General features: G+C 44.0%; 15 protein-coding genes. 8 read left to right on the top strand and 7 right to left on the bottom strand.

Annotation, left to right across the window (positions count from 1 at the left end; all coding sequences use genetic code 11):
• Positions 1-107 precede the first annotated feature (107 nt).
• Positions 108-932: a hypothetical protein gene (locus ACE1CD_RS02180; RefSeq protein WP_374821257.1), complete on the top strand. Its 825-nt coding sequence runs from the start codon at positions 108-110 to the stop codon at positions 930-932.
• A gap of 325 nt (positions 933-1257) precedes the next feature.
• Here the strand turns inward: ACE1CD_RS02180 and ACE1CD_RS02175 are convergent, their stop codons facing one another.
• Both ACE1CD_RS02175 and ACE1CD_RS02170 read right to left on the bottom strand, forming a co-directional pair.
• On the bottom strand, positions 1258-1818 hold the full coding sequence (locus ACE1CD_RS02175) for a hypothetical protein (protein ID WP_374799237.1): 561 nt from the start codon (positions 1816-1818) through the stop codon (positions 1258-1260).
• 33 nt (positions 1819-1851) lie between these two features.
• Entirely contained in the window at positions 1852-2007 is a 156-nt protein-coding gene (locus ACE1CD_RS02170; RefSeq protein ID WP_374799239.1) for a hypothetical protein, read from the bottom strand.
• A gap of 131 nt (positions 2008-2138) precedes the next feature.
• On the opposite strand from ACE1CD_RS02170, the gene ACE1CD_RS02165 reads away from it, so the two are divergent.
• Positions 2139-4379 carry a methyl-accepting chemotaxis protein gene (locus ACE1CD_RS02165; protein ID WP_374821254.1) on the top strand — a complete coding sequence of 747 codons (2241 nt, stop codon included), beginning with the start codon at positions 2139-2141 and terminating at the stop codon, positions 4377-4379.
• A gap of 139 nt (positions 4380-4518) precedes the next feature.
• Here the strand turns inward: ACE1CD_RS02165 and ACE1CD_RS02160 are convergent, their stop codons facing one another.
• Complete coding sequence (locus ACE1CD_RS02160) at positions 4519-5031, bottom strand: hypothetical protein (RefSeq protein WP_374821251.1); 513 nt, start codon at positions 5029-5031, stop codon at positions 4519-4521.
• Positions 5032-5276: 245 nt separating this feature from the next.
• Here ACE1CD_RS02160 and ACE1CD_RS02155 point away from each other — a divergent pair, with 245 nt between their 5' ends.
• Both ACE1CD_RS02155 and ACE1CD_RS02150 read left to right on the top strand, forming a co-directional pair.
• Positions 5277-5507: a type II toxin-antitoxin system HicB family antitoxin gene (locus ACE1CD_RS02155; RefSeq protein WP_374821248.1), complete on the top strand. Its 231-nt coding sequence runs from the start codon at positions 5277-5279 to the stop codon at positions 5505-5507.
• Positions 5508-5709: 202 nt separating this feature from the next.
• Positions 5710-6690 carry a hypothetical protein gene (locus ACE1CD_RS02150; RefSeq protein ID WP_374821245.1) on the top strand — a complete coding sequence of 327 codons (981 nt, stop codon included), beginning with the start codon at positions 5710-5712 and terminating at the stop codon, positions 6688-6690.
• Between the two features lie 29 nt (positions 6691-6719).
• On the opposite strand, the gene ACE1CD_RS02145 is transcribed toward ACE1CD_RS02150, so the two are convergent.
• The 3 genes from ACE1CD_RS02145 to groES form a co-directional block, all read right to left on the bottom strand.
• Positions 6720-7208 (bottom strand): DUF4126 domain-containing protein, encoded by a 489-nt coding sequence (locus tag ACE1CD_RS02145; RefSeq protein WP_374821243.1) that lies wholly within the window; start codon positions 7206-7208, stop codon positions 6720-6722.
• A 187-nt stretch (positions 7209-7395) separates the two neighbouring features.
• On the bottom strand, positions 7396-9036 hold the full coding sequence (gene groL / locus ACE1CD_RS02140) for a chaperonin GroEL (RefSeq protein ID WP_374821240.1): 1641 nt from the start codon (positions 9034-9036) through the stop codon (positions 7396-7398).
• Between the two features lie 101 nt (positions 9037-9137).
• A complete protein-coding gene (groES, locus tag ACE1CD_RS02135) occupies positions 9138-9449 on the bottom strand; it encodes a co-chaperone GroES (RefSeq protein ID WP_190465832.1) in 312 nt (103 codons plus the stop codon).
• A 275-nt stretch (positions 9450-9724) separates the two neighbouring features.
• Here groES and ACE1CD_RS02130 point away from each other — a divergent pair, with 275 nt between their 5' ends.
• Together ACE1CD_RS02130 and ACE1CD_RS02125 are read left to right on the top strand one after the other, a co-directional pair.
• Positions 9725-10186, top strand: coding sequence for a ferredoxin (locus ACE1CD_RS02130; RefSeq protein WP_374821237.1), 462 nt, complete (start codon positions 9725-9727; stop codon positions 10184-10186).
• 113 nt (positions 10187-10299) lie between these two features.
• On the top strand, positions 10300-11016 hold the full coding sequence (locus tag ACE1CD_RS02125) for a potassium channel family protein (protein ID WP_374799257.1): 717 nt from the start codon (positions 10300-10302) through the stop codon (positions 11014-11016).
• Here ACE1CD_RS02125 and ACE1CD_RS02120 read toward each other — a convergent pair.
• On the bottom strand, positions 10973-12601 hold the full coding sequence (locus ACE1CD_RS02120) for a cation:proton antiporter (protein WP_374821234.1): 1629 nt from the start codon (positions 12599-12601) through the stop codon (positions 10973-10975). The genes ACE1CD_RS02125 and ACE1CD_RS02120 overlap by 44 nt on opposite strands.
• Positions 12602-13097: 496 nt before the next feature.
• On the opposite strand from ACE1CD_RS02120, the gene ACE1CD_RS02115 reads away from it, so the two are divergent.
• Both ACE1CD_RS02115 and ACE1CD_RS02110 read left to right on the top strand, forming a co-directional pair.
• Positions 13098-13223 carry a hypothetical protein gene (locus ACE1CD_RS02115; RefSeq protein ID WP_374821232.1) on the top strand — a complete coding sequence of 42 codons (126 nt, stop codon included), beginning with the start codon at positions 13098-13100 and terminating at the stop codon, positions 13221-13223.
• A 27-nt stretch (positions 13224-13250) separates the two neighbouring features.
• Positions 13251-13895 carry a response regulator transcription factor gene (locus tag ACE1CD_RS02110; RefSeq protein ID WP_190465842.1) on the top strand — a complete coding sequence of 215 codons (645 nt, stop codon included), beginning with the start codon at positions 13251-13253 and terminating at the stop codon, positions 13893-13895.
• The last annotated feature ends 459 nt before the right edge of the window (positions 13896-14354 follow it).

Raw genomic sequence — 14354 nt, 5'->3', positions numbered from 1 at the left:
ATCGCATCTTCAACAAGATTGCAGATTGCAGATTGAACAAAGTAATTATTCAATTTGCAATCTCACTTCTGAAATTTCAAATTATCTGAGAGGACAACATCGCAATTATGGAAGTAAGTCTCCCTCAGCAGGTTGTTAAAAGCTTCGATCGAGTTAAAGATTTCTCCACAGAAGTTACTCGCAATGCAGTTGATACTGTAAGCCAAACTGCTGACCGAGCAATTAATACTGTTGGCGAAACAATGGAGAAAGCAAAAGATTCCATAACGGCAACTACCGCCAATGCAGTCAACACTTTAGTTGAAGCAACTCATCAAGCTGTCAGTAGGGTTAGCACTACTGCCGCACAAGCGAAAGATTCTTTAACTGAAACTGCATCTATTACAGTTCATAATATTACGACTGCAACCGATAAGGCTGTCGATAATATAACGGAAACTACTTCTACAGCTATTGAAAATTCTGTTGGCGCTTACATTGATAAGCAACTGAATAGCATCAGAATTTGGATTGATTCTCATGCAATATTATCATCGATAACTAAAGCTTTCGTATGGGGAATATATCATCCCATCTTAAGCATAATTCTGATAATTTTTAGTATTTTTGTCCTACGGCGATTCATTATAGCTCTCGGTCAGTTTCTGGAGCAAACTTTTTTATTTGTGTTACAAGCGCCCGGAAAATTTACTAAATTCCTTTTAGGATTGTTCCTTACACCTCTGAGTAAGTTAAATTTTAATAGAAATACTATCAAACAATCAGAAGTAAATGTTTTATCTTTGAATCCTGCGATTCCTGCGACAGTTAGTGAGAACAAGAAAGAACGACTCACATATATATTGAATAGGTTAGAAGCAATCAGAGATGAACAAAACCAGCTCTTACAGGAAGTAACAACTATACTGGCATCGAGTGAAAATACTCCTTAACTAGCGGCTAGAGCGTCAGTCCAGTAGAATAAATTGACAAAAAGGACGTTATATAATCGTAGGATTGGTTAAGCACGGGCGGTAAGGTCAGCACTTGAAACCAATAATTAATTTCCCGTGCCGCCATCTACCATTTCAGATGGTATCCAGTTGCATCAGTAGCGGAAAAATTTTGCGTTTATATCTGTGTTTATCTGCGTTTATCTGTTTTCATCTGTGGTGAAATTATGGAATAAACCCTAATACCTTAGATAAACTTGTTGTAGTTTTAGCTCATAGCTTATGAGCAATTCAATGAAACCAGAACTACGAACAATATAGCCTATCAAAGCAGACGAAACGAATTAACAAACTTTTGTGTATTCTCAGCGTCAGATGCCATTCCCACAATTACGTATAGACGTTGCTTCACCAAATATACCCTAGCTGCACCAGGAGTACCATCGCGGAGAGTAAACTCGAATTCTTTACCAGGATTGCCATCAAGTGTAATACTGCGAGAAGCGAGTAATTGAGCTTTAGCTTCTTTTACAAAGTCAGTTGGCGTACTATCCAAAAGTTGTTGAATCTCCGTGTCGCTTAATTCTTCTGCTTCTGGAATGTCTGAATAGTGAATCAGAAAAGCAGATCTTTCCTTAGTAAGAGTGAATGAGTGTTCGACGAAGCCATCTTCGTTAGTTTCACTTTCCTGAGTAGGCGTACCGGGGATTAAGACAGTAAAGCGCCCCGCCACAGAAGAAAATTCACCCCAATCCGATTGCGCTACTAAAACAGACGATCGAACTGCGCCCAGTTGCCTTAATTGTAAAGTATTTTCCGCTCTGACGATCGCAGGTAGGCAAATAGTAGCTGTCAGGATAGCAGTAGCTAAAATTTTTAATTTCATCGTGGGGGATCTCCTGGATTGTGGGGCAACTTTTTATTTAGGATACACTAACAGCAGTCTGAGCGCGGTTTTCTTGATACCACATTTCTTGAAGAAATCTGGTATTTGACCGTCCCAGGTACTCTCATATCTTCTGCCGATCGTCACAGGGGTAGCTCGCCCGGATTTGATATGACAGATTGTTGCCATCGCCCCAGATTGCTTTTAGCTCATACTTGGGATAGATTACATATTAAGGCTTTACTGATAATAAGCGTCTGTGCGAACCGTTGCATTCCGGCAAGAGACTAACCAAGTTGAGGAACTAAATCAAACAGATAATGAAAAGCTCAAATGTTAAATGGCATAAAAGCTTGAATACTCAAACCCTCATTGGTGTGGGTGTAATTGCGGTTGGTTTAATCGCTAGTTTGATTATGGCGATCGAAATTGAAGGCAAAAAGCTAGTTTTTGCTGAATCTTCACGCCTGATCGAACAAACAGGTGACAATGCTGTTTCAGATTTAGAGAATCGCTCTCGCGAAATTGCTGCCTTAACCCGAAGCATAGGGGCAACAGCAGAAAAATTACCAAAATCAGAAATAGTATTTAAACAAGTTCTGCCAAAAGTGATTGACTTTCAAGGAGATTTGGCTGTAGCGGGAGGGGGATTTTGGCCAGAACCTTACGCATTTGATTCCAAGGTTGAACGTAGAAGTTTCTTCTGGGGTAGAGAGACAAATAATTCCCTCAAATACTACGATGACTATAACAAATCGGGATACCACAATGCGGACTGGTACGTTGTAGCAAAATATTTAGAACCAGGACGTTGTTTTTGGAGCCGCTCCTATGTAGACCCCTACTCCAACGAACCAATGGTTACCTGCACAGTGGCAACCCAAGACAATAGAAAATTTTCCGGTGTTGCGACTATCGATTTGAAACTGGGAGGTTTACAAGCATTTACTGAATCCTGGCAGCGAAAAACAGGTGGCTATATTTTCATTGTCGATCGAGACAATAAATTCATCACTTTTCCTCAACTCTCTTTAGTCAAAAAAATTGAGACTGATAGTTCCGGTAAGTCAACACAAGAATTTATCCAAGCATCTGAATTTGCTGTTAAACAACCTTCATTTAAACCCATATCTACAGCCTTAGAAGCGATTAACCAGAAAATTCTTATACGGGCGGAGCAGATGCCTAAGTATAGTAATGAAACAGCAGCTAAGTTAGACGAACAAAGTGACCTAATCGATAGACAACAAGCTGAACTCATGGTGGCGGTACTTGCCGATCCTTTAAAGCAACAACAACAGCAAAATCAACGCTTTCAGGAATTTGAAATCGAAAATGACTGGTTACTTCAGGAAAGATCCACCGTTTATATATTTCACGTACCCAGTTCTTATTGGAAAGTAGTAATTGTCAAGCCGATGTCTGAATCAACGCTAGTAGCTTCTAGGATGGCTTATCTCCTAATCAGTCGTTCGGCACTCATTGTTGTGATGGCAGCATTTCTAGGTTTAGTTTCAGTAAGATACCTACTTATTAAACCAATTCAAAGCCTGAATAAGGTAGCTAGAGATATTGAGTTGAATGCCAGCCAAATTGACCCTAGTAAATGGCATAATATCTTACCCCTCAATCGCTCCGATGAAGTCGGACAATTGGCAAACTCCTTCAACGATATGATTGGGCAACTGAAAACCTCCTTTGACAAGCTCAATGAGGTAATTGTGCAAGCCAATCAAGTAGGTATGAAAGTTACCTCCTCCACGATGCAAATTACTACTGCGGGCAAGCAATTAGAATCTACTGTCGTAAAGCAAGCGGTTTCCACTAACGAAGTGAAAGCTACAGCCTCGGAGATTGCTGCTACTAACGGGGTATTAGCTAAGACGATGGAAGATCTTACACAAAAAGCCCAAGCAACTGCTGCTTCTGCAAGTAATAGTCAAGCCTCCCTGATGGAAATGGCAGATGGGATGTATCAATTGGCAACTGCCACGACCGCGATCTCCTCTAGATTGGCAATCATGAATGAAAAAGCTAATAACATCAATAGCGTGGTGGCCAAGATTAGTAAAGTAGCCGATCGAATCAATTTAATTTCCCTCAACGCCGGCATTGAAGCGGAGAAAGCAGGAGAGCATGGGGTGGGTTTCACTGTTGTTGCTAGAGAAGTCAAGCGACTAGCAGATAACACCGCTCTTGCTTCCCAGGAAATCGAGGAGATGATCGAAGATATACAATTATCTGTTTCCAAAGGTGTTGCGGAAATGGATAAGTTCAGCCAACAGGTAAGTCGCTATGTAAAACAGGTTGAGCGCATCAGTGGAGAAATCGCTGCTGTAATATTTGAAGTGCAAAGTCTCACACCGCAATTTGAGAAAGTCAGTCACAATATGGAAGGGCAATTCAAAGGGGCGCAACAAATCAGTAATGCGATATCTCACTTAAGTGAAGCTTCTCAGCAGACTGTGGCATCCTTACAGCAGACTAATCAGGTACTGGAGCAATTGAATGATACCGCCTTCGTCCTCCAGAGTATCATCTCTATGAAGGTAAACTCGTGAGTTTATCGTTAAATTCTCAGTTGCAGATAACATTTTCATTATCACCTGCTGTTGCTGCTACTTCATTTTGCTTCTTCTGTATCATCTGTTTTTATGCTCTCTAGAGACTCAATTTCATTCGATATAGCTGAAGATTCTATTATTTCCTGTAAGAACCATGTTCTCCGATAATTTTATCTGAAATTCGCCCGATCCGTTCACACGCTTCCTCCGCTGTCATAGCCTTGCTGGTTTCCAAATTGGCAAAAGCCTCTTCAATCGCTTCAGATAGTGCTTTTTGATAAGCGATATCTTCTCGTTCAATTCTACCCAAAATTGCGTTAATAAGACGGTTAGAGCCATTAGAATATGCAGCAAAAGCGTCTGCTTCACCTTTAATAGCGATCGCAGCCAAAAACAAAGCAAAAAGAAAACGGCTTACCAACTCACTAATAGTATCTAATATTCCCTTGGGTGGTTCAATCACTGCATAAGCAAAAGTTTTGAGCAATTCTCTATCTTCGTCGGTAAAGTTCTCCCAACGATCTTCCACCATAACAGCTAAAGTATTTGCCTTTTGTGCAATTTCCCAAAGGCGCGAAGAATTAGAAGTGCGCGGCGGCTGTAAAATTTCCCGAATTTCCGAGCGGCTAATTGTGATGGTTGCGGACACTCAGCTTACCTCCCGACATTCTCTGGGTAACAGCCAGTCAGTTGTGACCCAAGCGATGTTTATTGTCTGCGTTGTATCTATATCTTTACACGCATCAGCAAATCTTGTTGACTTTCGTCAAGGATTCATTAAGGATAGTTGATGTCGTGCCTCTACTGTACACAGAAAACCGATTTCTGGCCTCCGTGTGCTTAAGTCCTGGATATAATCAAAATTAATCGTAAATTACGATAGGGAAAAACCAAATGGAAAAAATTATTAACCTTAAAATTGAAAAACTACCAGAAGGGGTTTATTTAGCAACATCAGAAGACCTTCCGGGGCTAGTAGTACAGGGACAGACAATTGCTGAAACCTTGGAAATTGCTCGTGATGTAGCGCAAAAGTTACTAGAGGCAATGGCTGAACGTAAGCAACCAGATGGCTTGCAACCTGTAGGCGATCGATTTGATTATCCCTTAGTAGTGGGGCAGTAGTCAAATTATGGGTAGATTGGGTGGGTTTCGTTGAGCAAAGAGCAACACAGATGTTAAGCAGATTCAACTAATAAGTAAGTATAAGTAGTGTGAATTTTTATAAATTGCCACTTTGTTTTTTCAGTAAAGTAATATAATTTCATTTGGCAATTTTACTGTCTACTATTTTTGAGTAGGCAGTCAATGAGGAGGAGATAAGAGAATGATTAACTACATAGCATTACTGGACGGACTTTCCCAAAACCTTCAGAAGACAAAAGATTTTTTGAACCAAACTACTATAAATACAGTAACTTCTTTAACAGAAGCAACAGACAAAGCTAAAGGATCGTTGCATGAAACTGCTGAAAAAGCACAATATACTTTTGATAACACGACTAGCCAAGCTATTAATATCCTTAACCAAGCTGCCAACAAAGCTCTGGGAACAGTAGCTGAAACTGCTGAAAAAGCGAAGAATAGTCTATCTACAGCTGCTAGTCAAGCTGCTAATAACGTCACGTTAACTACAAATAAAGCTGTTGAATCTGTAACTCAAACTACGGAGAAAGCGAAAGATGTAATAACCAATACAGCAGGTCAAGCCGTAAATAGCGTTAATCAAGTCACAAACAAAGCGCTTGGAACAGTTACTGAAATAACTGAAAAAGCAAAAGGGGCGTTATCCGAAACCACTAACAAGGCTGTTGCAAATATAAATGAAGTAAGCGAAAAAGCTAAAGCTTCTTTAGAAGAAACTATTCAAAAAACTGAAGGTTTGAGCTTGTCATTTTCCGAAGGAATTCAAACTGCTATTAATTCATTTATCAATGATTGGCTGAATAAACACCCACTAATTTTATGGATATGGAATCACCCATTACCAAGTTTGGCGGTTTTATTTTTCATTATTTTATTAGTAATTTTCTTAGTATCTGGACTTTTAAGAGCAATAACTAGCCTGTCAGAGAAAACATGGATATCTATTTTTCAAGTGCCTTTTAAACTGCTTCGGGCCATGTTGGGATTGGGTCATAAATCCGTAGATAACGTGAGAAGAAATGAATTAGTTACTGCCGGATCGGGTTTGACTTTTAATCCCAGCGAGCGACAAGAAAGAGTAGTACATATTCTTTCTAGGCTAGATACCATTAAACAGGAGCAGGAATTACTTATACAAGAATTAGCAACATTGATAAAGTAATATCTAAATATAGCCGGAAATCAGGCTATTCAAAACAAAAGAGGTAATAGAAATGGTAGTAATGAAGCAATACAAGCCGCTATGTGTTCTATTAGCGCTGGTACTATAGGCATCATTCCAGTTAAAAATCTGCCCCAAATTGATACAGCTTGAGTACTTCCTGCTGCTACCCCGCCAACAATAAAACCTAGCGTCCACCGAAACTGTGGATTCATTTGCGGACTGATATCAGTGACAAACGCAGCAGTGATAATAATTCCTGCAATTATAGCAACTGGTGTAGCTAATATTTTCAATAAATTATCAACAACAGGAATGGTACAGGCAATAACTTCAATAACCGTAGCAACTGAAAACAACAATAGTGTTTGATTTGTTCCAATCCACTCAAAGTCTGGTGGCAGCTGTACTTGGCCAGCCTTAGATGCTATACTCATCACTAACAGCGGCACAAATACTCTAAAGCCGCAGGCCGCACTTAAAAAGATACCGGAAAAAATTGTAAATAAGGTTTCCATAATCATTTAAGCAGTCTTTACTTTGTATATGGTAGAGTTAGCCACTGCTTTGCTACATCAGAGCTTGTACGGATAAAACAAAAAAACAGCCGCCTCCACCATAAAGCAGCTGTTTTCTGAACAATTGTGGCACAGGCATCTTGCCTGTGAGAGGGCGGGCAAGATGCCCACCCCACAAACTCAAAGATTAGTAATCGAAATCGCCGCCACCCATGCCAGCGCCAGCACCAGCAGCAGCGCCTTCCTTGGGTTCGGGTTTGTCAACCACGATACACTCGGTAGTTAACACCATACCTGCGATCGAAGCCGCGTTTTGCAGAGCGGAACGAGTCACCTTGGCAGGGTCAACGATACCAGCTTCAAACATATTGACAAATTCGCCTTTTGCTGCATCGTAGCCAACATCGAAAGACTTCTCTTTCACCCGTTCGGCGATGACAGCACCGTTTTGACCGGCGTTTTCAGCAATCCGCTTCAGAGGAGCAGATAGCGCACGACCGACAATCAAAGCACCAGTCAGCTCTTCGTTCTTCAGGTTGGCGTTAGCCCATTCTTCCACTTGGGGAGCCAGGTGAGCCAGAGTCGTACCGCCACCGGGAACGATACCTTCTTCTACAGCAGCTTTGGTAGCGTTGATGGCGTCTTCCAGGCGCAGCTTGCGATCCTTCATTTCGGTTTCGGTAGCAGCACCAACTTTAACTACTGCTACACCACCAGCCAGCTTAGCCAAACGCTCTTGCAGTTTTTCCTTATCGTAGGAAGAATCGGTTTCTTCCATTTGACGGCGGATTTGTTCGCAGCGAGCCTTAACTGCCTTTTCGTTACCTTCAGCAACGATCGTGGTGTTGTCCTTGGTGATGGTGATGCGGCGAGCTTTACCCAGCATATCCAGCTTGGTATTTTCCAGCTTCAGACCGGCATCTTCGGTGATCAGTTGACCGCCAGTGAGGACGGCGATATCTTCCAGCATAGCCTTGCGGCGATCGCCAAAGCCAGGAGCCTTGACAGCAGCTACGTTCAGCACACCGCGCAGGCGGTTGACCACCAGGGTAGCCAAAGCTTCTTTTTCGATATCTTCTGCGAGAATCAGCAGAGGACGACCGGAACGAGCAACTTGCTCTAGCACTGGCACCAAATCTTGTACCAAGGCAATCTTCTTGTCGGTGATCAGGAGGAAAGGCTCATCGAGAACAGCTTCCATCCGCTCAGCATCTGTAGCGAAGTAGGGAGAGATATAGCCTTTGTCAAAGCGCATCCCTTCGGTGATTTCCAGTTCGGTGGTCATGGACTTCCCTTCTTCCAGGGAGATGACGCCTTCCTTACCCACCTTGTCCATTGCTTCGGCAATCATGTTGCCGACTTCTTCATCGTTACCGGCAGAGATGGTACCGACTTGGGCAATAGATTTGGAATCTTCTACCTGACGGGCGTGTTCTTTGATCTTTTCTACCAGGAAGTTGGTAGCTTTATCGATACCCCGCTTGAGGGAGATCGCGTTAGCACCAGCAGCAACGTTACGCAATCCTTCTTTCACCATCGCGTGGGCGAGAACGGTAGCAGTTGTGGTACCGTCGCCAGCAGCGTCGTTGGTTTTGGAAGCAGCTTGACGAATCAAGGAAACGCCGGTATTTTCGATGTGGTCTTCCAGCTCGATTTCTTTGGCGATCGTCACGCCGTCATTCACAATTTGAGGTGCGCCGAATTTCTTCTCCAGCACTACGTTGCGCCCTTTAGGGCCAAGGGTGACGGCAACAGCTTCTGCCAGGATATCGATACCTTTTTCAAGGGCGCGACGAGCGTTTTCGTTGTAGATGATGCGCTTAGCCATATGTGTCAATGATTGTGGATTTTAGATTTTGGATTTTGGATTTTGGATTAACTGACTATTTGGCGCTGGGAATGAGTTACTCAGAACTCTCCACTCAGCAGTTAGCTAACGACGGCGAGAATGTCTTTTTCCGAGAGCAGGACGTATTCTTCGGTGCCGAGTTTGATGTCTGTGCCGGCGTACTTGGAGTAGAGAACTTTGTCGCCGACTTTTACTTCCATTTCTTGACGGGAACCGTCGTCATTGCGCTTGCCGGGGCCTATTTGGACTACTTCCCCAACTTGAGGCTTTTCTTTTGCTGTGTCGGGTAGGAGGATACCGCCAGCGGTCTTTTCCTCAGAAGCGCTTACTTTGACAAAGACGCGATCGCCTAATGGTTTAACGGTTGAAACGCTTAGAGATACTGCTGCCATACAAAAATTTTCTCCTACTTTATGATTAGTGATTGGGCATCGGGCATCGGGCGTTCTTTCTCTTGTCCCTTGTCCCTGGCCCTTACTTGAGTTAGCACTCTCATCTCCTGAGTGCTAATTTAAAACGACGGGGCGTGCGATCGCAACAAATTTGTTTGTACGGGTTCCCGAACAGGGGCAGGCGCAGCATCAACAAAGTACAAATACTCAGCGCCGATAGTAGCGAATGGGAGAGACAATTTAAGTGAATAGGATTCACGGACAAAAGCAGCACAATGACAGAAGACTCCGTAGCTTTGCCAGTTGATGAAGTTTGTCAGATTGATGAAGGGTCAGGCGAGAACGCTTTGGCAGCTTGCGTGCAAACTTTGGGACTGAGCCAAATTCAGCGGCATATATTTATTTGTGCAGACCAGACCGTACCCGAATGTTGCGCCAAAGAAGCTGGTTTGGAATCTTGGAACTACCTCAAAAAACGTCTCAAAGAACTAAAACTGGAAAAGCCAACCGCCACTAGACCTAGCTGCATCTTTCGCACCAAGGCCAACTGCTTGCGAGTTTGCTCCCAAGGGCCGATTTTGGTTGTTTACCCAGATGGTGTCTGGTATCGCCACGCCACCCCAGAAGTAATTGAGCGAATTATCCAAGAACATTTGATCGGTAATCGAGTAGTTCGGGAATACGCCTTTTTAACTCATCCTTTACCGGAGCCGTCTGGAAATTCGATCGCCGACTGATAGCAAGTTGCAGTCAAAAGTGTAACTGAGTGGAGATCTGATGGAGCGAGAAAGAAAGTTACGATCGCTTGAATGCAACTTACAATGTACATTTTTGACGGTGAGGATTAGCGATGTATGTGGTGATTGGTGGTGCGGGGATGATGGGACTGGGGCTAGCCCAGCAATTGCTAAAACAGGGGCATACGGTTGCCATCATTGATATCGATCCACTTGCCTGCCGCTTTGCGCGAGAAAAAATCGGTGTGATGGCATTTGAAGGAAGTGCCGTCAGCACAACCGTTCTCTTAGAAGCAGGGATTCGACAGGCAAATGCGGTAGTGGCAGCCTTGAGAGATGATGCGCTCAATTTAGCATTGGTCACCCTATCGAGAAGCTACGGGATCTCTCATATCGCAGTGCGGATGCGCGATCGCGAGTTTTTGGAAGCCTATCGTCTGGCTCAAGCCAGCCACATTATCAGTACAGTGGATTTAGCAGTTGCAACGATGGCAAATGCGATCGAATACCCTGAAGTAGAGTCGATGATGCATTTTGAGCAAGGACAAGTAGAGGTGCTGAAGCTTCCTGTTCCGATTGATTGTTATGCAGCAGGGCGCACCGTTGCCCAGATCGCTCAAGATCCTCGCTTCCCAACAGGCTCCCTGATCATTGGATATCAATGCCACTCCTGTGCAAATCTGGAAATCCCGAATGGCAATACGGTATTGGCAGCGGGTTCAACCATTCTGGTTGTGACTCGTCCTGAGTCAGTTCATCCCATGATTGATTTTCTGGGAATTCAGGCTAGTCATCTTCCAACGTTAGAAGTTTCTCATCCAAATCTTTGATGTAGGGCTGCACCAGATCTTCTGGAACAATTCGTTTGCGGAGGGCATCACGAACGGCTCCTTTTTCTGCCAGAAGCAATTGTCGTCGAATGGTATCGAGTCCGCTGCGATCGCTTTTCAACTGACCTGCCCGATATTGGTTATAAAGATCGCGCAACACCCGCTCCGACTGTGCAACTCGCGCTTGATAGGATGCCCAGAGTTCTTCGTATATAGCTTTGGGCAGCACACCTGATTTCAGCAAACTATCCAGTTCGTCCTGAGCTGCTTTTGCGGCAATCAACTGAATCTGAAGCTTTCCAACTTGCTCCATTGCATCTGAAACGGGGCTAATTTTAAGCCGTTTGACTAACCAGGGTAAGCTTAATCCCTGTCCAACAAGGGAAAATAAAACTGCACCAAACACTAATTCAATAATGCCTTCCCGTCCAGGCAATGCCAGGGGAATACTCAGTGCCAGTGCCATCGACAGAGACCCTTTGATATTGCCCAGGAATAGAACGTGCTGCCAGCGCAGGGGGATCGGGCGATCGAACCAGCGCAACCCTGCCAGCAATAAATAAACTGAGAGAATTCGTCCCAATTGATAGGCCAGAATGACCAGCAAGATGGCAGGCAAAATTCTCCACAGCGTGATTGGGTTAATCTCAATACCGATCAGCAGGAAGATAAAGGTATTGACTCCGAAGCCAGCATATTCCCAGAAACTCAGTAAAGACATACGATCGGAGGCAGACGAACTGCGGGGCAATCCAAGATTGCCAAAGATCAGTCCCGCAATGACTACAGAAACTGCCCCCGACACACCCAGGAATTGCCCAATTTGAAATGTTCCTAATGCTAGGGCGACAGTTAACAACAGACTGCTTAATGGATCGTTGAGGCGGGTAAAGATAGGCAAGCTCAGATAACCCAGTATCGCTCCCACAAGCCCCCCACCCAAAGCAACAATCAGCAGTTCTTTGATGCCATCTACAACCGTAAGGGAGCCTGTTGTATAAATAACCAAAATTAAATTAAAGGAAACCAGGGCAGCCGCATCATTAAACAGGGTTTCTCCCTCGACAATGGTGGATAACCTGGAAGGGACACGGATTTCCTTGAAAACGGCAATCATCGAAACGGTATCGGTATTTGCCAGAATGATTCCGATCAGTAAGGCAGGAATCCAGTCCAGCCCCAAACCATACTTCACGATGGCTGCAATAATTGCCGACGAGAAGATTGACCCTGGCCCTGCTAACAGGGCGATCGGCTTGAAGGTACTGCGGAGGCGGCTGATGTCGGTATTGATTGCCGCTTCAAAAATCAGAATGGGCAGGAAAAGATTGAGGACGAGAGAGGGGTCTAACCCAATCCGCCGCCAGAAAACCTCTGTAATGGGCAACCCTGCCAGCACCAACCCTGTTACGTAGGGGATTCGCAACCGCTGGGTCACAAGGGCAACCACCGTTGCGATCATAAGCAAAATAATTAGAATAATGACTACTTCAGGAATGCTGCCTGCCGCCTGACTGGTTTCAACAGGGCTTCTGTCTAATGGATTTTGCTGCGCGACAATCCACTCCATTGCAGATCCTCCCATAAGTCGCTATCCCCCAGAGCCCAAAGGTTGACTACTGTTTGAGTCTACAGGAATTCCAGCTATGCTTGAAGGATTAATGCTGCATCAGAGTACTGTTAGTTAACTAAGTAAAAATTTGAATCTAGGAAAGATCTGGTTCGCAATCTCATCAAATCGAGATTTTCCAAACCGCATAATTGAAAGCAAATCATCTGATTTTATGTCAATTGAAGCATAAATTGGCGTAAAATGCCAAATTATGCTTCACAAGGTAGCAACCCAAATTACACTTCGTAAATTGACAATAGAGTTTCCTCTGTCAAGAATAGGCGTCTTAAAGTTCGCCATTCCATAGCTGTTTGGCCAGTTTATGATTCACAAATTGCCATTTATCTTGCCAGTGACAGATCGAGCCCAACTCCAGTAGCGAGTGGGGTTTGTGGCTTGATCTCTGTAAACTTTCCATACTATCATTGCAATTGAACACCATACTTACGTATTACTACTGGACTTGCCGATGTTTCCAGAGAATGCTGACTCCCAGTGCAGTATTGCGGTTGTTACCTTGCTCACAGGTCATACGCAACAGCTCGATCGGCATCATGCAGGTAACAAAGGTAAGGCCATTGACAAAGTTAATTAACCTCCTCGCTAGGACCAGTGGCACAGCATGAAAGAACCTCGCCTCAGAGATACAAAACGATTGCTACTGATTGATGATGACCCCAACCTAATCCTGCTAGTCAAGGATTATCTGGAATTTCGGGGATATGAGGTGCTTACAGCAGAAAATGGGCGCGAAGCCCTGGAATTGTTGGAGACCGATAAACCCCACCTGATTATCTGCGACGTAATGATGCCGGAGATGGACGGCTATACCTTCGTGAAGCACGTTAGGGAAAATCCAGAAACCAGTTGGATTCCGGTTTTATTCCTTTCCGCTAAAGGTCAAAGCCAAGACAAAGTAAAAGGTCTCAACACAGGTGCAGATGTATACATGGTTAAACCATTTGAGCCAGAAGAATTAGTGGCTCAAGTGGAGTCTTCCTTGAAACATACCGAACGTTTGATCGCTCACCATAGTAAGGGAGAAGATGGACAGAGAATCCACGTTCCCTTCGATGTGCAGTTAACTCCGACCGAACTAAAAGTAGTACAGCACGTAGCGCGGGGTTTAGCTAATCGTGAAATTGCCGATGAACTAAATGTCAGCCAGCGCACTGTCGAAAGCCACGTATCCAATATGCTGGGCAAAACAGGTCTGCATAACCGCACAGAACTGGCACGCTGGGCAATTGAAAACAGCATGGCCTAAACCCAAAGATTAGTGATTAGCCATCTACCTCTCGAACGCGGTTTTAAGCTCCTCCAGGGTTTACTTAAAGACAAAGGTGACTTAGGCTAAATGGGCGAGGAACAGCAGTTAGCAAAGCTGTTTCTATCTAATCTTTTTAAACACTATTTACCAGGTATAGCGGGACATAGGGAGCCCCCGTCTTTTTAGCGGGGAAGTATAGCAAAAGTCAAAAGTCAATCATTCAAAAGTCACTCATTGAAATGCTTGCTGTGCATTGCTTCTGGCGTTTTAGGATGCCCTAACAGCCCTGGCGGTTGCTATATCAGAAACAGTGACAAGGTATGAGTTTGGCGAATAAAGTTTTCCGAAATAAACGATACTGCACCAAACTCTGCTTACTTTCTGTATCGGTCAAAATAAAACAAGATGCTTTTATGGCTGCTTCCAGAGGGTAAGCAACCGTCTGCAAAACTGAAA

It is taken from the genome of Aerosakkonema sp. BLCC-F183, from assembly GCF_041929145.1.
Classification (GTDB): Bacteria; Cyanobacteriota; Cyanobacteriia; order Cyanobacteriales; family Aerosakkonemataceae; genus Aerosakkonema.
The sequence above is the reverse complement of the archived record's forward strand: the minus strand, read 5'-3'. Positions and strand labels throughout refer to the sequence as shown.